This is a genomic window from Vibrio sp. 10N.247.311.49, from assembly GCF_041467655.1.
Lineage (GTDB): Bacteria > Pseudomonadota > Gammaproteobacteria > Enterobacterales > Vibrionaceae > Vibrio > Vibrio crassostreae_C.
Map to the genome: position 1 here is coordinate 62,071 of NZ_JBFSVA010000020.1, position 21,843 is coordinate 83,913.

23 protein-coding genes and 1 riboswitch are annotated in these 21,843 nt (G+C 44.1%); of the genes, 11 read left to right on the plus strand and 12 right to left on the minus strand.

What is annotated here, in order from left to right; translation table 11 throughout:
• Nucleotides 1–115 precede the first annotated feature (115 nt).
• A complete protein-coding gene (gene glgC, locus AB6E54_RS17525; RefSeq protein ID WP_372106791.1) occupies nt 116–1,336 on the minus strand; it encodes a glucose-1-phosphate adenylyltransferase in 1,221 nt (406 codons plus the stop codon).
• Nucleotides 1,337–1,736: 400 nt separating this feature from the next.
• Between glgC and ompW the strand changes: the two genes are divergently transcribed.
• Both ompW and AB6E54_RS17535 read left to right on the plus strand, forming a co-directional pair.
• Nucleotides 1,737–2,384: an outer membrane protein OmpW gene (gene ompW, locus AB6E54_RS17530; protein ID WP_017064924.1), complete on the plus strand. Its 648-nt coding sequence runs from the start codon at nt 1,737–1,739 to the stop codon at nt 2,382–2,384.
• 202 nt (nt 2,385–2,586) lie between these two features.
• On the plus strand, nt 2,587–4,398 hold the full coding sequence (locus AB6E54_RS17535) for a choice-of-anchor I family protein (RefSeq protein WP_372106793.1): 1,812 nt from the start codon (nt 2,587–2,589) through the stop codon (nt 4,396–4,398).
• A gap of 107 nt (nt 4,399–4,505) precedes the next feature.
• Here AB6E54_RS17535 and AB6E54_RS17540 read toward each other — a convergent pair whose 3' ends face one another.
• Nucleotides 4,506–5,225 carry an SDR family oxidoreductase gene (locus AB6E54_RS17540; protein ID WP_010433036.1) on the minus strand — a complete coding sequence of 240 codons (720 nt, stop codon included), beginning with the start codon at nt 5,223–5,225 and terminating at the stop codon, nt 4,506–4,508.
• Between the two features lie 210 nt (nt 5,226–5,435).
• Between AB6E54_RS17540 and AB6E54_RS17545 the strand changes: the two genes are divergently transcribed.
• Entirely contained in the window at nt 5,436–6,341 is a 906-nt protein-coding gene (locus tag AB6E54_RS17545) for a LysR family transcriptional regulator (RefSeq protein WP_061025933.1), read from the plus strand.
• Between the two features lie 69 nt (nt 6,342–6,410).
• Here the strand turns inward: AB6E54_RS17545 and AB6E54_RS17550 are convergent, their stop codons facing one another.
• The gene (locus AB6E54_RS17550; RefSeq protein WP_004733017.1) at nt 6,411–6,749 is read right to left on the minus strand and encodes a helix-turn-helix domain-containing protein; all 339 of its coding nucleotides are present in this window, start codon (nt 6,747–6,749) and stop codon (nt 6,411–6,413) included.
• 105 nt (nt 6,750–6,854) lie between these two features.
• On the opposite strand from AB6E54_RS17550, the gene AB6E54_RS17555 reads away from it, so the two are divergent.
• Nucleotides 6,855–7,622, plus strand: coding sequence for an SDR family NAD(P)-dependent oxidoreductase (locus tag AB6E54_RS17555; protein ID WP_229648218.1), 768 nt, complete (start codon nt 6,855–6,857; stop codon nt 7,620–7,622).
• A gap of 135 nt (nt 7,623–7,757) precedes the next feature.
• Nucleotides 7,758–8,411, plus strand: coding sequence for a cupin domain-containing protein (locus AB6E54_RS17560; protein WP_017064919.1), 654 nt, complete (start codon nt 7,758–7,760; stop codon nt 8,409–8,411).
• Between the two features lie 77 nt (nt 8,412–8,488).
• On the opposite strand, the gene AB6E54_RS17565 is transcribed toward AB6E54_RS17560, so the two are convergent.
• Nucleotides 8,489–9,127: an NAD(P)-dependent oxidoreductase gene (locus AB6E54_RS17565; protein ID WP_102332195.1), complete on the minus strand. Its 639-nt coding sequence runs from the start codon at nt 9,125–9,127 to the stop codon at nt 8,489–8,491.
• Between the two features lie 154 nt (nt 9,128–9,281).
• Between AB6E54_RS17565 and AB6E54_RS17570 the strand changes: the two genes are divergently transcribed.
• Nucleotides 9,282–10,202, plus strand: coding sequence for a LysR family transcriptional regulator (locus tag AB6E54_RS17570; RefSeq protein WP_372106795.1), 921 nt, complete (start codon nt 9,282–9,284; stop codon nt 10,200–10,202).
• Between the two features lie 106 nt (nt 10,203–10,308).
• On the opposite strand, the gene AB6E54_RS17575 is transcribed toward AB6E54_RS17570, so the two are convergent.
• Both AB6E54_RS17575 and ribB read right to left on the minus strand, forming a co-directional pair.
• A complete protein-coding gene (locus AB6E54_RS17575) occupies nt 10,309–11,157 on the minus strand; it encodes a hypothetical protein (RefSeq protein ID WP_017064918.1) in 849 nt (282 codons plus the stop codon).
• Nucleotides 11,158–11,495: 338 nt separating this feature from the next.
• Entirely contained in the window at nt 11,496–12,152 is a 657-nt protein-coding gene (gene ribB, locus AB6E54_RS17580) for a 3,4-dihydroxy-2-butanone-4-phosphate synthase (RefSeq protein WP_017054827.1), read from the minus strand.
• A 349-nt stretch (nt 12,153–12,501) separates the two neighbouring features.
• A riboswitch (FMN riboswitch) is annotated at nt 12,502–12,652 on the minus strand.
• Nucleotides 12,653–13,038: 386 nt separating this feature from the next.
• Here ribB and AB6E54_RS17585 point away from each other — a divergent pair.
• Nucleotides 13,039–13,785, plus strand: coding sequence for a phosphatase PAP2 family protein (locus tag AB6E54_RS17585; protein ID WP_017064917.1), 747 nt, complete (start codon nt 13,039–13,041; stop codon nt 13,783–13,785).
• A gap of 53 nt (nt 13,786–13,838) precedes the next feature.
• Here AB6E54_RS17585 and AB6E54_RS17590 read toward each other — a convergent pair whose 3' ends face one another.
• The 3 genes from AB6E54_RS17590 to AB6E54_RS17600 form a co-directional block, all read right to left on the minus strand.
• Nucleotides 13,839–14,201, minus strand: a complete 363-nt coding sequence (locus AB6E54_RS17590; RefSeq protein ID WP_372100916.1) for an MmcQ/YjbR family DNA-binding protein — start codon at nt 14,199–14,201, stop codon at nt 13,839–13,841.
• Nucleotides 14,202–14,279: 78 nt separating this feature from the next.
• Nucleotides 14,280–15,005 carry a sulfite exporter TauE/SafE family protein gene (locus AB6E54_RS17595; protein ID WP_372106797.1) on the minus strand — a complete coding sequence of 242 codons (726 nt, stop codon included), beginning with the start codon at nt 15,003–15,005 and terminating at the stop codon, nt 14,280–14,282.
• Between the two features lie 221 nt (nt 15,006–15,226).
• Nucleotides 15,227–16,438, minus strand: coding sequence for an MFS transporter (locus tag AB6E54_RS17600; protein ID WP_372106799.1), 1,212 nt, complete (start codon nt 16,436–16,438; stop codon nt 15,227–15,229).
• Nucleotides 16,439–16,467: 29 nt separating this feature from the next.
• Here AB6E54_RS17600 and AB6E54_RS17605 point away from each other — a divergent pair, with 29 nt between their 5' ends.
• Together AB6E54_RS17605 and AB6E54_RS17610 are read left to right on the plus strand one after the other, a co-directional pair.
• Nucleotides 16,468–16,617, plus strand: a complete 150-nt coding sequence (locus tag AB6E54_RS17605) for a hypothetical protein (protein WP_017061698.1) — start codon at nt 16,468–16,470, stop codon at nt 16,615–16,617.
• 460 nt (nt 16,618–17,077) lie between these two features.
• Nucleotides 17,078–17,692: a YitT family protein gene (locus AB6E54_RS17610; RefSeq protein ID WP_017065874.1), complete on the plus strand. Its 615-nt coding sequence runs from the start codon at nt 17,078–17,080 to the stop codon at nt 17,690–17,692.
• 120 nt (nt 17,693–17,812) lie between these two features.
• On the opposite strand, the gene sigZ is transcribed toward AB6E54_RS17610, so the two are convergent.
• Nucleotides 17,813–18,397: an RNA polymerase sigma factor SigZ gene (gene sigZ / locus AB6E54_RS17615; protein WP_017061700.1), complete on the minus strand. Its 585-nt coding sequence runs from the start codon at nt 18,395–18,397 to the stop codon at nt 17,813–17,815.
• Nucleotides 18,381–18,677 (minus strand): helix-turn-helix transcriptional regulator, encoded by a 297-nt coding sequence (locus tag AB6E54_RS17620; protein ID WP_004733042.1) that lies wholly within the window; start codon nt 18,675–18,677, stop codon nt 18,381–18,383. Before AB6E54_RS17620 ends, sigZ begins: the two co-directional genes overlap by 17 nt.
• A gap of 233 nt (nt 18,678–18,910) precedes the next feature.
• Here AB6E54_RS17620 and AB6E54_RS17625 point away from each other — a divergent pair, with 233 nt between their 5' ends.
• The gene (locus tag AB6E54_RS17625; protein WP_171732845.1) at nt 18,911–20,011 is read left to right on the plus strand and encodes a permease; all 1,101 of its coding nucleotides are present in this window, start codon (nt 18,911–18,913) and stop codon (nt 20,009–20,011) included.
• Nucleotides 20,012–20,113: 102 nt separating this feature from the next.
• Here the strand turns inward: AB6E54_RS17625 and trmY are convergent, their stop codons facing one another.
• The gene (trmY, locus tag AB6E54_RS17630; protein ID WP_017061702.1) at nt 20,114–20,713 is read right to left on the minus strand and encodes a tRNA (pseudouridine(54)-N(1))-methyltransferase TrmY; all 600 of its coding nucleotides are present in this window, start codon (nt 20,711–20,713) and stop codon (nt 20,114–20,116) included.
• Between the two features lie 256 nt (nt 20,714–20,969).
• Here trmY and AB6E54_RS17635 point away from each other — a divergent pair, with 256 nt between their 5' ends.
• The gene (locus AB6E54_RS17635) at nt 20,970–21,494 is read left to right on the plus strand and encodes a DUF3087 family protein (protein ID WP_065584102.1); all 525 of its coding nucleotides are present in this window, start codon (nt 20,970–20,972) and stop codon (nt 21,492–21,494) included.
• Nucleotides 21,495–21,843: the final 349 nt, after the last annotated feature.

Sequence of the window (21,843 nt, forward strand, 5' to 3'; positions counted from 1 at the left end):
TGTTTAATCGAATACATGGACAGTTAAGGCTTAACTGAAGCTGTGTGAGTAAATAAGAAGGCAGCGAATTCGCTGCCTTTTTTCGTTTAAAGAAAAGCTATTCCAACGTTAAAGGTTACTCTTCAAATTGGTAAGAAGAGGGAACCACAATCACGCCTTGTTTTGATATGTGGAAGCGTTTCGCATCGGCAAGGCCATCAAGACCGATCTGGGTTCCGTCAGGCACCTTAACGTTCTTGTCGATGATGCAGTTTTGTATGTGGCAATTTTTTCCAATCTCAACATCTTCAAAAAGAATACTGTCAATCACAATGGCCGCGTTGTTGACTTTTACCTTAGGAAAGAAGATCGAATTCTGCGCTGAACCACCCTCTATCACCACACCATTTGCGATCATTGAGTTAATAAATATACCTTGATTACCTTCTACTGACGCTATGGTTCGCGCGGGCGGCAATTGAGGTTCGTAAGTTCGAATTGCCCAATCAGGTTGATATAAATCGATAGGAGAAACCGGTTTTAGTAAGTCCATATTGGCTTGGTAATAAGAGTCGAGTGTACCGACATCTCTCCAGTATGCATCTTGTGTGACTCTGCCTTCGGTATCTCCAAACTTGTAAGCATAAACGCTTTTCTCACCCACTAATTTAGGTATCACGTCTTTGCCAAAATCGTGGCTGGAGTCTGGATTTTCTGCGTCCGCCAATAGTGCTTGTGTTAACACTTCTTTATCGAAGATATAAATACCCATTGAAGCCATGCTTCGTGTTGGTCTTCCGGGTACGCATGCAGGGTAGCGTGGTTTTTCTGTGAAGTTACTTATTTGATGCGCTTCGTTAATTTCCATCACGCCAAACTCTTTGGCTTCGTCAATCGACACTTCCATACAAGCCACGGTTAAGTCGGCTTCATTCTGTTTATGTTGTTTGAGCATTGGCGCGTAGTCCATACGATATATATGGTCGCCTGACAACACCACCACATGCTTCGCTTCACTGCGAGAGAGCAAATACAAGTTTTGATAAATGGCGTCGGCAGTACCGCTGTACCAGCTATCACCTGTTCGCATTTGTGGGGGGACATTGGTGATGTATTCGCCAAGCTCGGGGTTAAGCACCGACCAACCATCTCGTAAATGTTTTTGTAAAGAGTGAGATTTGTATTGAGTCAGCACTAAAATTTGACGAAGCCCTGAGTGCAGGCAGTTCGCTAGAGTGAAATCGATGATTCGATATTTGCCACCAAAGGGTACCGCAGGTTTTGCACGGTTATCAGTGAGAGGGGAAAGCCGAGAGCCAACACCGCCGGCCAGAACGATTGTTAGAGTGTCTTGCATGATCAGAACCTCAATGTATTTATGATTATGAACATAGACTTGCAAGCACTAAGCCAAATGTAACTCATTGAATATTATACGAGGCGAGATTGATTCTTGTTGTTCTGCACCAAAATGATGCACGTGAGATATTGGCTTGCTCTATTTTGATCCAAAAAAGATCCGAATAGAGTGAATTGATTGGATTAAAAAATGACGCACGGAAAAGCCGCATTACAAAACTGTCAATAAAATGAAGGAATAAAGTGATCGGGTCGATATAAATTTACATAAATAATCACAACTTTTCACAAATTGATTTCCATCAATAAAGTAGGGTTATTCTATGATACCTTGCACGCAAAATAAGAAATGATTACTCATTCACCAACAAAGATTAAGCCCCCAAAAGGAAATTATAATGAAAAAAACAGTATGTGGTATTGCGGTTATTGCGGCTCTTATGTCAACCAACGTTCTTGCTCATAAAGAAGGTGATTTCATCATCCGTGCAGGTGCAGCAATGGTATCTCCTAACGATAGCAGTGGAGATGTTCTGGAGACATCGGGGTCAAAATTTGGTGTGGATTCAAACACCCAACTTGGTTTGACATTTGGCTATATGTTTACAGATAACATCAGTCTTGAAATTCTTGCAGCAACGCCATTCTCTCATACAATCTCTACAAATCATGGTGGTCTAGGCGATATCGCTGACACAAAACACCTACCACCTACGCTGATGGTGCAGTACTACTTCGGTGAAGCAAACAGCAAATTCCGTCCTTACGTAGGCGCGGGTATCAACTACACCGTATTTTTCGATGAAGAACTTAATGGTACGGGCAAAGATGCTGGTTTGAGCGACTTGTCTCTTGATGACTCTTGGGGTCTTGCTGCAAACATCGGTATGGACTACATGATCAATGAAGACTGGTTCCTGAATGCTTCAGTTTGGTACGCAGATATCGACACTACAGCTAAATACAAAGCGGGTGGTGTTCAGTACTCAACAGACGTTGATATCGACCCATGGGTATTCATGATTGGTGGTGGTTACAACTTCTAATCTCCCTATTCAATTTACTAAAGGCGCTCAAGCATCAGTCAGCTTGGGCGCTTTTCTTTGCTTACTTGTTAATGGATTGCTCGCCTTAGCTTTCTATTGTTATGGGTAAGAAAAACCTATTGTCGTCATTTATTGTTAATAAAAGGGAAAGATAAGTGTCATAACAGCCCACTATGATCGCGGTTTAAATTATGGAGGATATATGAATCGTAAATTTAATAAGCTGACATTATTACTGCCTATCGCGGTAAGTTCTGCTCTAGTAGGCTGTTCTCAACCAACATCACCAACGACTGCTACGCCATCTCAAACATCACTTGATGCTTTTAGCCTTCAATGCCAATCCATCTTGCAGCCAAGCGCTTCCAATGCAGAGGTAACCGGAATCAGCCTAGTTGGCCGTTCAATTGCCGACGCCCCGTTTGATACTTCTGCAGCCGAAATCGTCAGCTACGATTCATGTACCGACAAGCTTTATGTTGTGAACGCTCAAGCTCAGAAAGTTGATGTGTTATCGATGGACTCTGACAGCGCACCAACATCTGCGGGTTCTATTGATCTTCAATCAGCGGCTGCAGCTTCTGGTATTGATATTGGTGCAGCGAACAGTGTGTCGACTCATCAAGGGTTAGTTGCTGTCGCGATTGAAAATGCCGACAAACAACAAAACGGCATCGTTGCACTTTATCGCTCAGACACATTAGAGCTGATCACCACTTATACGGCTGGCGCTCTGCCAGACATGGTGAGCTTCTCTAAAGATGGTCGTTATATTGCGTCAGCAAATGAAGGTGAGCCGAATGCGGATTACAGCATTGATCCTGAAGGTTCAGTAACGCTGGTGGATTTAGCGAATGGGCCGATGCAAGCGAAGGTCACTCAGATTAATTTCAAGGCATTTAACCAAGGTCAGCCTCGTCACCAGGAATTAACCGATAAGGTTCGAATTTCAGCTCCCGATGCGACCGTCGCTCAAGACCTAGAGCCTGAATACCTAACGTTTGCTGACAACGGCAAACTCTACGTTGCCCTGCAAGAGAACAACGCACTAGCAGCGATTGATGTCGCAACGGCAGAGGTGGATGCGATTCTTGGTTTAGGCGGCAAACCTTGGGATAGCGCGCAATTGGATGCGTCGAATAAAGACAAAAATATCGGCAACCTACAAAACTACGCGATGTTAGAAGGACTTTACATGCCAGACAGCATCACTAGCTACAGTGTCGATGGCAATACCTACATCGTGACGGCGAACGAAGGTGACGGCCGCGAGTATGGCATCAAGACAACGCAAAAAGAGTGTGACGATAAAGGCTTTGAGTGGGATGGCGATGACTATAAAGGCACCGAAAACTACACCACAGAGAAAGACTTTTGTATCGCTTATGTTGATGAAGTACGTGGCAAGAAGCTAGATGTTGACGCTAACCACCCATTGGCTGGAGCGTTGAAAGATAACAAGCAACTGGCTCGCCTAAAGGTGATTAAGCCACAAGGAATACTTGCTGCTGACCAAAAGGTTCAAGCATTCGGTAGCCGCTCTTTCTCTATTTGGGATGAGTCTGGCGAGTTAGTGTTTGATAGCGGTGATGATTTCGCTCGAATCGTTCTTGAACAAGATCCTGCAAACTTCAACAGCACCAATGATAACAACCAAAGTGGTGACGATCGCAGCGATGATAAAGGGGTAGAACCTGAAGCTATCGAAGTGGCTGAGATCAACGGTAAGCACTATGCCTTTATCGGCCTTGAGCGCCAAGGTGGCATCATGGTTTACGACGTAACACAGCCTAAGAACGCAAGTTTCATCAGCTACTTGAACAACCGAGACTTCACACAACCAGTGTGCACTAAGGTTGATGAAGACGGTGATTGCGACAACGATACTTACAACTTTAAAGCGGGTGACCTAGGTCCTGAATCAATTAAGTATTTTACGCGTTCAGGTAGCCACTTTATCGCTGTCGGCAATGAAGTGAGCGGTAGCACATCAGTTTACCGCGTTGAGTTCTAATCTCGCTTACTGCTAGCAATTAGATTGAATCAAAATAAAAGCGCCACAACTTGTTAAGTCGTGGCGCTTTTTTAGTTCATCGCTGATTTAGTCGCGATAGCAAAGGCCTATGGCTGTTGCTTAGTTGGTGCTAGAGCAATCTCACGGATACATACGTTCTGTGGTTGTTGGTAAGCGAATGATACAGCGCGAGCAATATCGTCAGCTGCCAATACACCGCCCATGTCTTCTTTCCAAGAATCGTAACCGTCTTTGATCTCTTGAGATGTAGTGTGAGACAGAAGCTCAGTCTCAACAGCACCCGGTGCGATAGTAGTAACACGAACATTTGAAGCTGCTACTTCTTCACGAACGTTCTCAGAGATAGCGTGTACCGCGAACTTAGTACCACAGTAAGCAGCGTGGCTTGGGAATGTTTTCTTACCCGCAATTGAGCTGATGTTGATGATAGTACCTGTGTTGCGTTCCATCATCGGAGCAAGTACAGATTGCATGCCGTTTAGAAGGCCAATAACGTTCACGTCGAACATTGTCTTCCACTCTTGAGCGTCTTGAGTATCGATTTGACCAAGAAGCATTGCACCAGCGTTGTTGATAAGCGCGTCTACAGGGCCAAATTTCGCTTCACCTTGTGCGATTGCTGCATCAAAAGACGCTTTGTCTGTTACGTCTACTTTTACTGACAGTGAGTTTGGTAGGTTCAGCGCTTCAAGGCGGTCAACACGACGAGCTAAAAGTAGCAGAGGGTGACCTTCATCGCTTAGACGACGAGCGATTGCTTCACCAATACCGGAGCTTGCACCTGTAATTACGATTAGCTTTTTCATTTTATTTCCTCTGTATTTTTATTGCGTCGGTTGGCTACGACGTGTTGTTTAAGTGCATTCGAATCAAGTGCTTGTTGCCTTGCTTCGTTGCGATGGAGGTATATTAAGGAAAATAGCATTGTTGATATATAGCGCTTTACTTGAAACACTGTTGCTGTGGTGCAACAATAAAAGCGTCTATCTCATAACTTCATTAGTAAGCTGGCGACTATGCTCAATCAAATTAACCTGTCTGATATTCGCTCTTTCGTGCTTATCGCTCGTTTAGGTAATTTCACCAAAGCGGCTGAGGAGTTGGATGTGTCTCGTTCCCACGTATCACGCCAAGTGAGTAGCCTAGAAAAGCAGATGGGTGTGACACTGTTTATCCGCACCACTCGAACCTTGAGGCTGACTCACGCGGGGCAAGATCTGTACGCGAGATGTGAGCAAGCCCTCGATAACATAGACCAAGCGCTGATTGCTGCGGTTGATGATGTCGAAGAAGTACGTGGCGACATAAAAGTAAACTGTGTTGGCGGTTATCTGGGCGAGGTGATCATCGCGGATCTGGTCAATGAGTTCATGCAACTCTACCCAGACATCAGCATCAGTCTTGATTTCAGTAGTAACCGAGTCGACTTGATTGAAGACGCGTTTGATATCGCTTTTCGTATGGGGAGTCTTGAAGATGCGGGCTTTATCGCTAGAAAGCTATTGGATATTGAAATGGGAACACTCGCGAGCCCTGAGTATTTCGCTCGTAAAGGAAAGCCAAGTCATCCTAAAGATCTGATCCATCATGACTGCTTAACGGGATCGGTGCGTAAGTGGAGCTTTCAAGCGCTAGACGACACTAAGAAAACGGTCGATGTGCATGTGACGGGCAGACTGCAATGTAAAAATGGGCGAGTGTTGGTGCAGGGCGCGAAGTCGGGCAACGGAATTATTCGTGTTCCAACCATCTATTGCTTACAAGAACTGAACGACGGGCAATTGCTGCAAGTGTTTGAAGAATGGGTGGTGCCTAAGGTCGACTTTTCAGCGATCTACCATCGAGACCGCTATCAACCAAGCCGAATTCGAACCTTCATTGAATTTGTAAAAGGTCGCTTTGAGCAAATGCCAGTGAGCTAAGTGTGTTTGCTGTCTCCCGTCTCCTTCTTTTGTCTTCCGTTTTTTGACAATAGTTGGACTGGCTTGAACTTACATCTCGTCGATTTCGTTTTGTAGGTTTTCCAGCTGGTCTAGAATCAACAAAAACTTCTCGCCGAACGGAGTCACTTGGTATTCAACTCTTGGTGGCAGTTCGTTGAACATTTGCTTATCTAAAATCCCAAATTCTACATTTCGCTTCAAACATTCATTCAATACCTTGGTCGATAACCCTTCGACCGAGCGCACCATTTCACCAGGGCGATTAATGCCATTTGCGAGCAATTGGTAGACCGTTAGCGACCATTTACAGCCGTAGATGGTTTCTACCATGCGAGCTGAGCGCTCTGGTGCTGATTTTCTTGAAAAAAAGTTTTCCTGATTTTTCATAAAGATGTACCAATAAGTACCTACCTAACCGATTTGTACTTACTATTCATAGTGTTAGTTCAAAGCCTAAGATTACCACGTTCACATGACTTAGGAGATAACAAAATGAACTTCACTAAAAATGGTATTGCAGTCGTAATCGGTGGCACAAGTGGTATGGGCTTTGAAACAGCGAAGCAGTTAGTCGCTCAAAATATCCATGTGCTGGTTGTCGGCAATAACCCAACTAAGTTAGATAAAGCGGTGTCAGAATTGCAATCGTTAGGTCACGCTTCAGGTTGGCAAGCTAACCTTTATGATGATGCGAGTGTGTCTCGCCTTATCGAACACCTTGAATCGTTAGATGAAGGTATTGGTTACCTTGTAAATGCTGCAGGTTACTTCAACCCTAAAGCGTTTATTGAGCACCAAGAATCTGATTACGAGCAATACATGCAGCTTAATAAAGCAACCTTCTTCATCACTCAAGCGATAAGTAAATTGATGATCAAGAATGGCGGCGGCAGTGTGGTTAACGTTGGTTCTATGTGGGCGAAGCAAGCAATCAAAGCGACGCCATCTTCTGCCTATTCAATGGCTAAAGCTGGCCTGCATGCATTAACACAACACATGGCAATGGAGCTTGCGGACTACAACATTCGCGTGAATGCGGTTTCTCCTGCTGTTGTTAAAACGCCGATTTACGAATCTTTCATCAAACCTGAAGAAGTGGATCAAGCGCTAGAAGGCTTCAACGCGTTCCATCCTATTGGTCGAGTAGGTTTTCCGAAAGACATCGCTAATAGCATCTCTTTCCTACTGTCAGACAGTGCTGATTGGGTAACGGGTGCAATCTGGGATGTTGATGGCGGAGTGATTGCTGGCCGCAATTAATTAGGATTCTTTTTAGGTGGCTATCGCGCAGGCAAAATAGCAGCGAGATGGCCTCCTTGATCAGTATTCGAGTAGAATAGAAACGAGAAAGACAACAATAATAATTAAAACGATAATAAGAGTAAGGTCGCCATTATGTTCAACATGGACTTTTCAAAGAGATTGGTTATAGAAACCGAGACATTAGATTGGGTCGCAAGCCCTGCTAAAGGGGTTTGGCGTAAGCCACTTGAAAGAGAAGAGAAAGAATCGGGCCACACGACCAGCGTGGTGAAGTACGATCCTGACTCTTCGTTTTCTGAGCACCCACATCCGCAAGGTGAAGAGATCTTCGTATTAGAGGGTGTGTTCTCTGATGAAACCGGAGATTTCCCAGCGGGCACTTATATCCGTAATCCGCCGGGCAGCGCGCATTCCCCATCCAGCAAAAATGGCTGTACGATCTTGGTTAAGCTCAACCAGTTTGACGCGAGAGACTTAACTCAAGTTCGTATTAATACTTTGGAAACAGAATGGCTTCAGGGTATTGGCGGCTTACAAGTGATGCCACTGCATGAGTTCGAACACGAGCATGTCGCGTTAGTGAAGTGGCCGGTTGGCGAACGTTTTCAGCCGCATCGCCACTTTGGCGGTGAAGAGATATTTGTACTTTCTGGCACCTTTAAAGACGAACATGGTGAGTATCCAAAACACACATGGATGCGCAGCCCACACATGAGTGAGCATTTTCCTTATGTGGAAGAAGAGACGGTTATCCTAGTGAAAACAGGGCATCTGCCATTGGATTAAAGGAATGCTCAGTAAAAGATGAGAAAGCCGCATTGTTTTGAACAAGCGGCTTTTTTTAGTTTTTATATATGAGCTGACTAGTACGCAACACCAATACGTTGGCGTGGGAATTTGCCAGCTTCGAGTTCATCAATCATCGCAATAGCGTAATCGCTAACGGATATTTTGCTGTTGCCATCTTGGTCGGTGAGCAGTTGGTCGCCACCGGTACGGTAGGTTGATAGTTTCTCGCCCGGGAAGATTTCTGCTGCTGGGCTAATGAACGTCCAATTAACTTCGCTGTTCGATTGCTTGAACACTTCAAGCGCTTCGCCCTGTGCTAACGCTTCGTTTTTGTAATCTGCAGGGAAGTCAGGAACGGTCACTAACGGTACATTTGGTGCTACTTCTAATGAGCCTGCACCGCCAACCCAAAGTAGACGTTCGATACCAATGCTTGGTAGTGTATCAAGCAGCTTAGTTGCTGTGCTTTTTACGATGTCGTGATTACCTAGAGCGCGTCCGCCAATCGAAGTAATTACTGCATCAACGCCGGATAGTGCGTTTGCTAGATTTGCGGCTTCGTCTTGTAAATCAAATGAACGAACTTCAATGCCTTGGGTTTCTACGCGGATTGCATCTCTTACAACAGCAACAACTTCATGTCCGCGAGCTTGAGCTTCTTGAGCGATGTGACTACCAATCCAACCTGATGCGCCTAATACTGCAATTTTCATAATGTTTCTCCAATTATCTAATTTATTGAGTCTGTTTCTCGACAGCCATTGCAGTCTAATAGCTCACTAGGTTGCGATAAATATCATAAAATGATGTAGATTGTATCTATGTAGCTAGCTAATAGGTTTTATTCAGTGGATAAGGGAAAGTGTGATGGATAGGTTGACGGCAATGCGTAGCTTTGTTGAAGTTGCGAATTGTGCCAGCTTCACCCAAGCAGCTGAGCATTTGGACATGAGTCGGTTGCAGGTTTCACGTCATGTTCAAGAGATAGAAGGGTGGCTGAAGCAGAGGCTATTACATAGGACGACTCGAAAGGTGAGCTTAACCGCGGCAGGGGAAATCGCTCTGCAGCGCTGTGAGAAGATCCTCCATGAGACCGCTGAGCTAGAAGTTACTTCACTCAATCAAACCGATGATCTTTCTGGAACCATTCGAATTGCAGCTCCGATTGGTTTAACTCAGCACATGTTGTTGGATGTGGTCGAACAGTTCACCGAGCGCCACCCTAATATCACGGTCGAACTGTTTGCCTCAGACCGCTTTACTCAGCTGGTGGATGAGAGGATCGATATTGCACTTCGTTATACCGATCAACCTGACGATAGCTTGATTGCTCGTAAGCTAATGGAAATTGATTCGGTGGTGTGTGCATCGCAAGCTTATTTAGACAAACATGGTCAACCTAAAACAGTCGACGAGCTTCGACAGCACAATTGTTTTCGCCATTTGAGTGTTTCTAAGTGGGATTTCGTTAAGGATAATCAGCATTTTTCGGTTGAGGTGTCTGGCACTATCAAAGCTAATGATGTTGGGGTATTAACCCGCGCTGCACAGCATGGTAAAGGGGTTGTTCGATTGCCCTGTGACTTAGCCAACCCACTGATTGCGAATGGCAAATTGATACGAATATTAGATGAGTTTGTTTCGCCAAGCAGCGTGCTTTGGGCGGTGTATCTGTCTCGCAGCTATCAGCTTCCGGTTGTTCGTCAGTTTATTGATTTTGCGGCACAAGCTTGGGCTAGCGATATCAGGTCTAATGATGTTAGAAACTTCATAGGCAATGATACATAGCGACAAAAATTAAAAGCCCATAAATACAAAAATCCGATATCAATGGTGATATCGGATTTGAACTCAATAATTCAGAGTTCCAGCACGCTCTCCTCTCACGAAGTCTTTACATGTAATGGTGTACGGATAATCGGGTATTTATTACCTTTTCGTTTACGTCTGGTAAAGGCTGATACAAGCTTCTCGTAATGTCGGATAATACTTGGTCGTAAACTTGCGACACGACGCTAGAGATATCACTGGTTAATTCGTACATGCTATCTGCCGGTTGGGTCGCTTCGTTACTTGATGCGATCTCTGAGAGTGCATGCATCGCTCGCGTACAAACCGGTGACCCACTACTAAGAGGGCAGATAATCGATAGCTGGTTGAGTTTTCTGTGTGTTTGAGATGCGTAGAATTTGAATCTCGCGTACTCCTCAGGCTTCTCCATATCAGGTATGCACATGCGTAACTTGGTCAGGATCTCCATGCAGTCTAAGATCTGTTGCCAATTCATGTGATACTCACGGCTCATGTCTTCTCGCTCAGACTGAATAAGCCAGATGATCATCACTTCATCCATTAAGAACATGCTGTGACGTATCGTTTTGCCATGAATCGATTGGTTACGCACCAAGCTACGGTTTTGCCAGTCGCTGTGCATGGCGATGAGCTTGAGGTGATAGATGCGATACATAGGGCGGCTGTCAAACGACACATGGGACTGAAGCAGTTCAGATACTTCAAGTATGTTGTCGTAAATCTCGTTCACTTTGCGAATCGAGTCGCTAGACAACTTATAAGCTAGAGCATAGTGCGTTGCCGCGCGATGTTTGCGTGATAACAACAATAATTCTCTAAGCAGAACTAAGGTTTCAAACCTGTGTGATAGCGCTGTTTGTCTCTTCCTTGAGAAATGAAACAGGGCCGCAAGTACTAATAGGGATAAACCCACTGAAATAACTACAAACATATTCAACTCCTAATATTTGTATACCTACTTAGTGGTAGTGCAGACACCGTGCCAAAATAAATAAGTGTTATATTTCAGTTGCTTATGATTTCCCTGTAATTATGGATGATCAATGATGGTGCATGACTTCACCATTCTAGTGAATGTTTCTCATATTTTGCAGGATTTTTTGAGAGGTTAGTCGTGGGCGATGAGATGGAACTTAGATTTCAGTGTAGGAAATGAAGAAGGCCTCACCCTTTATATACTTTTAACTAGAAAAAGCAGTAAGAGTGAGACCTTTCAATGTTCATTTCTGAGTTTCGTTAGCTTAAGAGCTAAGCGTTTAGCACTAAACGTTACGCAAGCTTAAGGTCGAACTCAGTGCGGTACATAACCATATCTTCAATGGTCAGTACTGGCATGTTGTGAAGTTTGCCGAAAGCAACGATCTCTGGCGCTTTTGCCATTGTGCCGTCTGGGTTGGTTACTTCACATAGTACGCCTGCCGATTGAAGACCAGCCATTTGCATAAGATCTACTGTACCTTCTGTGTGGCCGCGACGAGCAAGTACACCACCTTTACGAGCACGCAATGGGAATACGTGGCCAGGGCGAGCAAGGTCAGTAGGCTTAGCTGTTGGATTTGCAGCTGTCTTGATCGTTGTTACACGGTCAGCGGCAGAAACACCTGTTGTTACACCAACTTTCGCTTCGATAGTGACGGTAAACGCAGTTTGGTTTGCGCTGTTGTTATCAACAACCATAGGTGGAAGTTCAAGTTGGTTCGCTTGCTCGTCAGTTAGACATAGGCACACAATTCCACTGCATTCGCGGATCATAAGCGCCATTTGAGCATTCGTCAGGTGTTCTACTGAGTAGATGATGTCGCCTTCGTTCTCACGATCTTCATCGTCAAGTAGAAGTACGCCACGACCTTCGCGTAGAGCTTGCAGTGCATTTTCAACGCGAGTGATTGGTTCGCCAAATTCGGCAAGTAGTGAAGACTGATTCATGGTTAAACTCCTAAAATATCACCAGAATCAGGGCTGTATGAGGGATCTCAACCGAGCACAACAAAGCCTACTCATTACAAGTAACTTGTACCAATCGTAGTAAACAACTGGTCATTCTAGCTAGTTAAAACCCTTGATAACGGCGTTAGAATTTTTGACTGTAGAATAACTACTTATCGAAAAATTTTGCCTTGTTCTCAAGCGTTTTTCCTGCGCTATCTCTGATCATTTATTTACTGTGATTGGTATTAGCTCATTATGGTTTTATCCAAAACGAAATGCACCCGCCTAAGTTGGAGGTACGAACCCAACTCACGCGGGTACGCCTTTCCAACTTAAACGAGTGTGTTTTCATTCTCTCTCATCCGGACTATAACCGTCGGCTCTGGCATCTCACCAGATCTGCTGACCTCGACGAATCGAGCGCTCGCGGGCTTATCTTTAGATTTTGCTAAGGACATACCGCCGGTGGGGAATTTCGCCCCGCCCTGAGAATAAAAATTAATAATCTGTTTTGCTTTTGAAAGCAGACCAGATGGTAATCCTTTCAATAGTGGATTTAAAGGACTGACAGCAAAGTTTTTAAGATTCTGGCCTTATAATCCGGTAAGTGTTCACTTTATCAGCAGAACGCGTCCGGTAGTCTATTAATGGGATGATGCCTTTGTCTCGTCTGGTTTCAGTGGTTTTTGCTATCTCTATGAACATAAATGGATGTTGAACATTATTGGTGCTGGCGTGGCTGTTCACCGAATCAATACTCAAGAGGTCCATTAATCGAATATTGTTACACCATGACGGCTGACTGACCGTTTTGACATAAAATTGATATTGACGATGCTAAGCTGCGATAGCATCCGACCACTTTATCTAAAAGATCTTAGCCATGACTTCTCTGTTCTCTAACAAATCCAAAGGCTTATTACTGCTCGTTCTAAGTTTGTATTCCCTCATACCCTTTTTGATCTTTGGATCTGACTTCGACCTTGGAAGTGCTGTTTTGCCTTTCTATGGCGCCTTCATAACGTTTGTGACTTACTCTGCGGGCAATCAAGGGTTCTTGGTAACACTAGCGATTTTGTCTTTAGTATTGTTCACGATGAAGTTTTCCAAAGCGAAGTTAGTCAGTCTTTGTCTGCAGCTCGGCTTGTTGTTGGTGCTTAGCTTTGCAGCGAAAACCTTCTTAAAGCATTCCACTGAGAGCCCTCGTCCTTATTCTGAGTATTTGGTGACGCAGGAAGTGGTTGATATGCCGGAAGTGTTTTACGAATTACCATTGGTTGAAAAGAATGCTGCGATTGAGTCTGTACAAGATAAGGTGAGCGAGTGGCGAACGCGTCACTGGTTGGGTGAAACTGACTACTCTTTCCCATCTGGACATATGATCTTTGTCGGTGTGTGTTTGGCGTTTTTTGGTGGTCTTCTCCTAGAGGCGAAACGCTTTTATCTAGTCGGCGGTTTACTGGTTTGGGCTGGTGGTGTCGCCTATAGCCGTGTTTGGCTTGGCATGCATCGACCAGAGGACTTAGCCGGATCTATTGCCTTTGCGGGTTTGATCTATTTATTGGTGCCGCTTATCTCAGAGCAAAAAATAGAACGCTATTTACCTGCATTTTTGAAACAGACTTCTTAGGGGGCCTTCCTCACTGCAAAAGAAGGGCTCAGATTAGCAGTACGTAATAAACGCTACTGATTGAGCCCTAGCTCTGCTTGTTTCTTTTTGGTTAAACTTAAGGACACAATTCGGTGTGACTCAGTGAGGTAGTATCTCAGCTCCTCATCCCTTTCTGGCGTGCTTTCAAACAGCTGAATCCATTTCATACCACGCGAAGCAAAGTAAGGAGCAGGTTTATAACCGGGTTCCTCTTTCAGAAAGTCGAAGTTCTGATCAGACGCCTTGAAGATAAACGCAGGCTCATCTTTCGGTCCCCAACCACCAATCGCAAATACCTTGCCACCCACTTTCCAAACGTGCGAGTTATTCCACTGCATCACATAACTGGTTGCAGGCAGCGACTCGCAGAATGAATTGAATTCGTCGTAAGTCATAGAGCGTCCTTTTATCTATTGGGTGTTTGATCTGTGTTGGTTTTCTAAGATGTCTTTTCCGGTCTTTATCGCCAATAACTAGCCAGCTAAACCCTGCCAGATTGCCGTAAAGCCACTGAGAGAACATAGCAGTAATGAACCAATGCGTATCTTCTCTTTAGGGATGCTTTGTGTCGTCATTAACGCCACTTTGTAACCCAACCAAGCAGCAGGCAGCAAAGGTATAGTGATGATCAAATGGTGCATCGTGAAGAAGCCAATTGGGATCTGTACAACCAATGAAATGATCGAACTAAACACGAAAAACGCAGAAAGGTTACCACGAAGCTGATTGGCATCTTGGTGTTGGAGTAGCAGTGCCATCGGTGGACCACCAATACCAGAACTGGTGCCAAAGAACCCAGAGAAGAACCCCGCAATACCCATCTTAGTTGGGGTTGGTTCGAGTCTAAATGGCAGTAGGCTAACAATCACGGCAAATACCACCAATAAGCCCAACCACAATGACAACACGCTCGTTGAAACCATCACCAATAATGCTCCGCCTGCCAGTGAGCCTGGAATGCGGCCCAGCAATGCGATTTTTAACCCGCCAATAGAAATGTTTGCACGGTGTTTAAAGGCGTTGAATAAAGAGATAAACAGGCCAACCAAGCAGATAGGCGCAGGCACATAATCTGGAGAGACCAAAAACAGCAGTGGGGCTGCAACAATGGCCAAACCAAAGCCGATTGCGGTTTGCACAAACGAGCCGACAAAAATGAGTGTCATTGCGATAAGGACAGTCTGATCTATGTATTCCATAAGCCTGCGGATTAGTTTTAAAGGAGCGGGTGGATACTATAAATGAAAACTAAAATAATAGTCTTATTATTCAGTGAGCTTTATGCCAGTTTCGCTAGTTATAATTTCTACTATAACGACCAACAAAAAAGCGAGTGAGTATCTCAGGATGCTTCCTTTCAATACTCACTCGCTTTATTGGAACGACTTGTTTACGCTAGTGGGGGAGTCAGCATAAAACGTTAAGCCATTGCCAATTTCAGTCGCTCAATGGGCTTGTCATTGATTGGTAAATGGATAAGTGCTGCTGCAAATGCCAGCACCACCGTTGACCACCAGATTGGCTCGTAAGAACCGTAGTAATCGTAAATACGACCACCCATCCAAGCGCCTAAGAAGCTACCCACTTGGTGAGTAAAGAATACCAAGCCGTACAACGTTGATAGGTAACGGGCACCGAAGATCTGACGAACTAAGCCAGACGTTAGCGGAACTGTACCCAACCAACAGAATCCAATGGCCGCACCGAAGATAGCCGCGGTTGATTCAGTCACAGGCAGAGTCACAAACGCACCGATAACCACAGTACGCACTAAGTACAGTGCAGACATAACGTGGCGTTTGCTGAACTTGTCGCCCATTACACCCCAGAAGTAAGACCCAAAGATGTTGAAGATGCCAACGTAAGCCAGTGCCATCGCAGCGCTGCTCGCGGGTAGGTCTTTATCTGCTAAATAGCTCGGTAAGTGCGTTGCGATAAACATTACGTGGAAACCGCACACGAAGAAGCCCGCGTGAATCAACCAGTAACCTTTGTGAGCAAACGCTTCAGACAACGCTTCTTTGAGTGTTTGGTTCTCTTCAGCTTGCGCTTGTTTGTTTGAGGCTGCTTTAGGCGCTCGCATGAACAGCGCAAAAGAGATCATCAAACAACACAGTACGCCAAACACTTGCATCGCACTCTGCCAGTCAAATTCATTCAGCATGTATTGTGCGCCCGGAATTACCGCGAACATACCAAATGAACCTGCAGCCGTGGTTAAGCCAAACGCCTTAGCCGCGTGCTCTGCTGGTACAACTTTCGCTACTGCGCCAAGCACGATCACGTAACTTGTCGCACTCAAGCCAAGACCAACCAGTGCGCCTAACGAAACGTAAAGCATGCTCGATTCGGTAGAAATTGAGGTAAGAAGTAAACCCAAACCGTAAGCACATGCGCCAGCAATAATGATGCGTCTTGCTCCCCATTTGTCAGCGGCCATACCAACAAAAGGTTGGAACACACCGAAAAATAAGTTTTGTAGAGCAATAGAGAAGCTGAAAAACTCTCGACCCGTGCCGAAATGCTCTGAAATTGGCATCATGAAAATGCCGAATGATTGTCTGATCCCTAGACTGATAATAAGTGTGCCTATCCCTAGCCATACCAGTAAAGGAAAACGGAAAATGCTCATTCTAATACTCTTAAATTAATGGTGGTGATGTGAGTGGTCTTGCGCTGACATGTGTTGGTCAGTCATCTCATGGTGATGTTCGTGCCCAGAATGATCATGCCCTGACTGCTGGTGGCAACCACTGCTTACGGCATGCTGAGCCAAGAGATCAATCAATGGCTGACTGTGATGCACAATAACCAAACTAATGACGAGGAATAACGTCATTCTGGCAAGTTGGGCAAAAAGAGATTGTGAAAACATACGGTGTTGACATGCGCTCAATGTTGTAAGAAGTCGCGCATCATAGTGATGAGTCGGGTATGTATCAAATGACCATTTGTGATGTAGTCTATGCGTTTTATGCATAGATTGTCGCTTGATTGGAATTGGTATAAAACGCGCTCAATAAATAAGAAAACTTGAAGCTCGTTAGTTAATAGAAACAAGTATCTAATTAAGAATGAAAGTCCAAATTAAGGCTTATAACTAGCTGTTTAATTTAAAGTTTCACAAAGCTGTAAAAACTAATATACAAACTAATCACTAAGCAACATTGCTCGTTCACTCGACTTATCTGTCAAACATCGTAAATTTGGGCATAAATCGTTTCAAGACTACTGAAACGCGATGTTAAAAGATTCAGGGAGAGTCATTCACATGGATAAAGATCATAATCTTCGCGAAAACTTACTGGCACTGATCTTAGGTAGCGCATTGGTTTCACTCGGCGTTATCTTTTTCAACCAAGTCGGTTTGCTCACCGGGGGCACGGCTGGTCTAGCGATCTTCATTACCAAAGTAACAGATTTGAGCTTTGGCCAAGTATTCTTCGCACTTAACTTACCTTTCTATATTTTGTCGGTTGCTCGTATGGGCTGGCGCTTCACAATCAATACGTTTATCGCGGTTTCGATTGTTTCGTTCGCCGTGGATCACTTGTATCACGTGATTCAAATTGCCGAAATTCATGCATTGTATGCAGCTTTACTTGGTGGTGGCTTGATTGGTACCGGCATGCTGGTGATTTTCCGTCACAAGATGAGCTTAGGTGGCTTCAACATTCTGGCGTTGTTCTTACAAGAACGTTTTGGAATTCGAGCAGGTAAGGTTCAGATGGCATTAGACTGCACGATTGTTGTGCTTTCTCTGTTCATTGTTGATGTGTCATTGGTTCTTCTGTCTGTGCTTGGTGCGATAGTCACCAACTTGATTCTAGCAATGAATCATAAACCGGGGCGCTATCAACCTGTGGTAAAAGCGGAAGCAGCATAGTTCGGTTCGCTCAAGCTCTAGATTTGCTTAAGTAAAGAGTGATTTGCAGATTATGAAAACAACAAAGCCAGCATTAATTGCTGGCTTTGTTCTATTGAAATAACGGATTCGATGTAACGATTAACACTTGCCGCAGCTGGCGTTCGGCTTAAGCTCGCAATCAATCACATTGCCTTGTTGATCAAGGGACAAGTTACAACACTCTTCAAACAGGTTCTTAAGATCAGCACGGCTTTTTTGCACGCGGGATTTAACCGTTGAATAGCTGACGTTCTGCGCTTCTGCGATCTCTTTTTGGCTTTGGCCTTTGATGTCGACCGCAAGCAGTAGCGATGAACTTTGTTCTGGCAATGCCTGAATAAAAGGTTCAATACACAATGAAAGTTTCTGCTTAAATTCAGAGTCGTGGTCTAAATCGGTAAACCACAGATCTTCAGCATCAATTTGGCTATCACGTTGTTGGCGTGCATGCTTACGGTAGAAGTCGATAATGGTGTTGTTGGCTAACTGGAACAGCCAAGCCTTAACACTGCTAGCATCTTGTACCTTATCTAAGTTCTGATAGGTCTTAATCAAGATATCTTGGAGCAAGTCGTCTACATCCGCAGAGTTGTTGACCTTTGAATGCAGGAATGACTTTAATGCTTGCTGATACTCGGCCCAGACTTGTTCGAGCTTCAAAGGTGCATTAGTTGCACTGTTCATTTACGCAACATTCGTCTTGTAAGAAATCAATCACACCTTCTAGGCACTCATACTCCGCCACGCAGAATAGAGTTCTTCCTTCTCGTCTTTGGCTGATTAGGCCCGCAGACGCCAAGCTTGATATGTGGTGAGACAAGGTAGAACCGGGAATGCCTAGCTCTTCTTGTAGGCCGCCAACTGCAATGCCTTGGTAGCCAGCTTTAACGACACTCTTATAAATGGTTAGGCGAATAGGGTGCCCCAACTCTTTAAGTGCTTTCGCAACGACTTCTAAGTTCATATTAACTCCTCAAGATTTAATTTCGATGTTAGTCGAAATGTATGTCGAATTCAAATTTAAAAACGGTGTCTGTGTAAGTTATTGAAAAACTGTGTTTTCGAAAATCATTTCGATTTTTATCGAAATAATGCTTGTTCTGGAGCTGTTTATTTCTATAATTCGAGAATATTCGAAATTAAGGGTTGGTTACTTTTCTCATAGAGCCCGACCTTCAATCCAGTTTGGAGTTAATTATGAGCAATGAAATGTTAACAATGCTGAAAGACGCACTTGATATGTTCGCTTTCTTAGCAGTAGAGCTAATTATCCTTTTCTTAGCGATCAGCTACATTGTTGGGATTCTTCAAGAGTTCCTTACACCAGAAAAGATTCAATCTATCCTGAGCTCACGTAATGGTAAGGGTTATGTAGTAGCAGCACTACTGGGTGCAATTACACCTTTCTGTTCATGTTCGACCATTCCTTTCTTAAAAGGATTGCTGCGTGCAAGAGCGGGTTTCGGTCCAATGATGGTGTTCCTATTTGGTAGCCCACTATTGAACCCAGTGATCATTGGTTTGTTTGTGATTACCTTCGGTTGGCAAGTTGCTGTGTTCTACTTCCTTGTAGCAATGACGGTGTCTGTAGTGGCTGGTTACGCACTTGAGAAGCTTGGCTTTGAGCGTTACGTAAAACCTGAAGCGTATGAATCAACAGGTTCAGCTTCAAGCTGTGGCACTAGCTGTGGTGATTCTGATCCTAAGAAAGCAGCACCGGTTAAAGCGGAATCTTCATGTGGTACAAGTGCATGTGGCGAACCTGCACCAGTAATGGCAAAAGAGACATCTTGCTGCGATTCTAAAAAAGAAGAGCCACAAGTAACGGTTTCATGCTGTTCAGCGGATGGAAGCGCAACAGCTGAAATCGTAGAGAAGAAAGAACCTAGTCGTTGGATGAGAATTTGGTTCTCAACTTGGAAAGACTTCAAACAAGTTTTCCCTTACCTAATGATGGGTATCGCGATTGGTTCATTCATCTACGGCTTCATTCCTACAGACCTAATTGCACAGTACGCTGGTGAAGGTATGTGGTATGCGATTCCAGTAGCTGCCGTGATTGGTATTCCACTGTACATTCGTGCTGAAGCGGTAATCCCATTAAGTGCAGCTCTAGTACAGAAAGGTATGGCGTTGGGTTCAGTAATGGCATTGATCATTGGTAGTGCAGGTGCAAGTTTGACGGAAGTTATCCTGCTTAAATCAATCTTCAATAACCAAATGATTGCAGCATTCCTATTCGTTATCCTAAGCATGGCGATGGGTGCAGGCTTCCTATACAGCTTCATCTTTGGTTAATCAGGTCTGATTTCGAGATAACACCATTGATACAAAGAGATAGATAATAAAAAAGAGCTCACATAGTTGAGCTCTTTTTTGTTTAGCTTATCAGTCCGGAGGCTAGAAACCGCGAATATCCAGCTCATTATTGATCAATACAACGCACTGAGAAGCAAACAGCATGTTCGGGCCTAAGCTGATTTTTTCTGTCCCTAAGCGCTTTAAGCTGTTGTAGCTTTTCTTCGGCATAGGGATGTGATCAGTAAGAAGGAAACATGGGTTTTCAGCAATCTCTGCATCACGGATAAAGTCACCTTTCTTATCCATCATGTATAGCTGGTGGTCTTCAGCCAGTTCTTTGACTAGTTTTTCAAAGCTCATAGTGCGAACGACGATTCCCGGTTCAACCTGACGAGTCTGCTCTTTGGTCATACCTTGAGAAGCATCAACCGCTCTTACTACCGCTGATAACAATGCCGATTCATGAAAGCCACCAATGTTGGTGATCTCATTTGAATCGAAAGTGATCGTACGTGAAAAGTCTTTAGTACTTTCTAATACAAGGTGTACGGTGACATTCTCACGGTGAGATTGAGCAACGAAGATCGTGTTCATCAGAGTATGAGCCAGAATCTCAGTATGAGCATCTTGCCCAACACCTTCTAAGATAAGTTTGCTCTCTGTAGGGGCTGCGCGAGCGCGTAATACAAATGAACGCATGGAATGTACCTTGTCAGTATGTGATAAAGCGAAACGGGCTTTATCAACATGAATTGATGAATAACCAAAATTGTGGCGGTATGTAACTCTTTTCTATTAATGAAGTCAAATAGAGTTGCGTATAGCGCCAACCAGAAGAACTCTGCGTATTAAATAGAGAATGACCACATTACAAGATGGTAAGGGTTGAAGCGACCCAATGTTTACGTAGATAGTATGCGCAAATTATTAGGTGACTTACATAAGGAAGTAGTCGATGAAGTTACAGAAGATCAATAAAGAAGAATATAGAAAGAAGATGAACCTGCTGTTGGTTTCGTTGGTTGGGTCACTCGCAGTGTTCGCCATTGTATTCGGAACCATACTGATCGAGCTATTCGGTTCAGGGCAATCAATCGCAGGCGAATCGACAGGTAATTTCCACTTGAACGTATTAGGTGTGATCTTATCAGTCGCATTGAATGCATTTATCGCGAGCCGTGTGAAAGGGCATGATTACTTCAAAGAAGCGCTTTATGTATGGAACCTTAAACAAATCCATAATCAAATCTATCGTAAGCTCAAGCGTATTCAACCCAAAGCTGAGCAAGGCGACCGAGACGCGCTGACCATCCTTTATTTCTATTACACCACGCAAAAACAGGTATACGACCTAGACAACAACACATTGACGATAAAAACAGTTCAGCAATCGCTAGATAACATCCTAGAAGTGAGTGAGAAATGGAGCATTGAGCTAGATATAGAGGCTTTTTCGAAAGATCTAATCGCAAAGTTTTAAGTAATACACCCATTATTGTATGAGCTTTGAGCTACGAAAGAGCCTTTTGACGTAAAAGTAGCCACTTAAGCAAGTTTTTTGAATTTTTATCAAAAAAGGGGTTGCCATGTTTTCGATGATCTCTATAATGCCGCCTCACTGACACGGCAGATGCCATAAGGCTTCAGCGGTAATCAGTAAGACGGAAAGTTCGAAAGAAATTAATTTTAAAAAGTGTTTGACACTTAAGATTAAATCGCTAGAATTCACGTCCGCTTTCAAGGGTTTCTTTGTAAAAAGAAAGTTTCGACAAGCAAAGCTCTTTAACAATTTAAACCTATCAATCTGTGTGGGCACTCGTTGATGAATA

Coding starts and splice junctions, on each gene's coding strand:
- AB6E54_RS17540 (WP_010433036.1), bottom strand. CDS start 5,225: ATGAAAAAGCTAATCGTAATTACAGGTGCAAGCTCCGGTATTGGTGAA.
- AB6E54_RS17635 (WP_065584102.1), top strand. CDS start 20,970: ATGAAGTTACAGAAGATCAATAAAGAAGAATATAGAAAGAAGATGAAC.
- AB6E54_RS17550 (WP_004733017.1), bottom strand. CDS start 6,749: ATGAAAAATCAGGAAAACTTTTTTTCAAGAAAATCAGCACCAGAGCGC.
- AB6E54_RS17595 (WP_372106797.1), bottom strand. CDS start 15,005: ATGGAATACATAGATCAGACTGTCCTTATCGCAATGACACTCATTTTT.
- ribB (WP_017054827.1), bottom strand. CDS start 12,152: ATGAATCAGTCTTCACTACTTGCCGAATTTGGCGAACCAATCACTCGC.
- AB6E54_RS17585 (WP_017064917.1), top strand. CDS start 13,039: ATGACTTCTCTGTTCTCTAACAAATCCAAAGGCTTATTACTGCTCGTT.
- trmY (WP_017061702.1), bottom strand. CDS start 20,713: ATGCGTTCATTTGTATTACGCGCTCGCGCAGCCCCTACAGAGAGCAAA.
- AB6E54_RS17555 (WP_229648218.1), top strand. CDS start 6,855: ATGAACTTCACTAAAAATGGTATTGCAGTCGTAATCGGTGGCACAAGT.
- AB6E54_RS17545 (WP_061025933.1), top strand. CDS start 5,436: ATGCTCAATCAAATTAACCTGTCTGATATTCGCTCTTTCGTGCTTATC.
- glgC (WP_372106791.1), bottom strand. CDS start 1,336: ATGCAAGACACTCTAACAATCGTTCTGGCCGGCGGTGTTGGCTCTCGG.
- AB6E54_RS17625 (WP_171732845.1), top strand. CDS start 18,911: ATGAGCAATGAAATGTTAACAATGCTGAAAGACGCACTTGATATGTTC.
- AB6E54_RS17570 (WP_372106795.1), top strand. CDS start 9,282: ATGGATAGGTTGACGGCAATGCGTAGCTTTGTTGAAGTTGCGAATTGT.
- AB6E54_RS17590 (WP_372100916.1), bottom strand. CDS start 14,201: ATGACTTACGACGAATTCAATTCATTCTGCGAGTCGCTGCCTGCAACC.
- sigZ (WP_017061700.1), bottom strand. CDS start 18,397: ATGAACAGTGCAACTAATGCACCTTTGAAGCTCGAACAAGTCTGGGCC.
- AB6E54_RS17575 (WP_017064918.1), bottom strand. CDS start 11,157: ATGTTTGTAGTTATTTCAGTGGGTTTATCCCTATTAGTACTTGCGGCC.
- AB6E54_RS17620 (WP_004733042.1), bottom strand. CDS start 18,677: ATGAACTTAGAAGTCGTTGCGAAAGCACTTAAAGAGTTGGGGCACCCT.
- AB6E54_RS17610 (WP_017065874.1), top strand. CDS start 17,078: ATGGATAAAGATCATAATCTTCGCGAAAACTTACTGGCACTGATCTTA.
- AB6E54_RS17600 (WP_372106799.1), bottom strand. CDS start 16,438: ATGAGCATTTTCCGTTTTCCTTTACTGGTATGGCTAGGGATAGGCACA.
- ompW (WP_017064924.1), top strand. CDS start 1,737: ATGAAAAAAACAGTATGTGGTATTGCGGTTATTGCGGCTCTTATGTCA.
- AB6E54_RS17560 (WP_017064919.1), top strand. CDS start 7,758: ATGTTCAACATGGACTTTTCAAAGAGATTGGTTATAGAAACCGAGACA.
- AB6E54_RS17565 (WP_102332195.1), bottom strand. CDS start 9,127: ATGAAAATTGCAGTATTAGGCGCATCAGGTTGGATTGGTAGTCACATC.
- AB6E54_RS17535 (WP_372106793.1), top strand. CDS start 2,587: ATGAATCGTAAATTTAATAAGCTGACATTATTACTGCCTATCGCGGTA.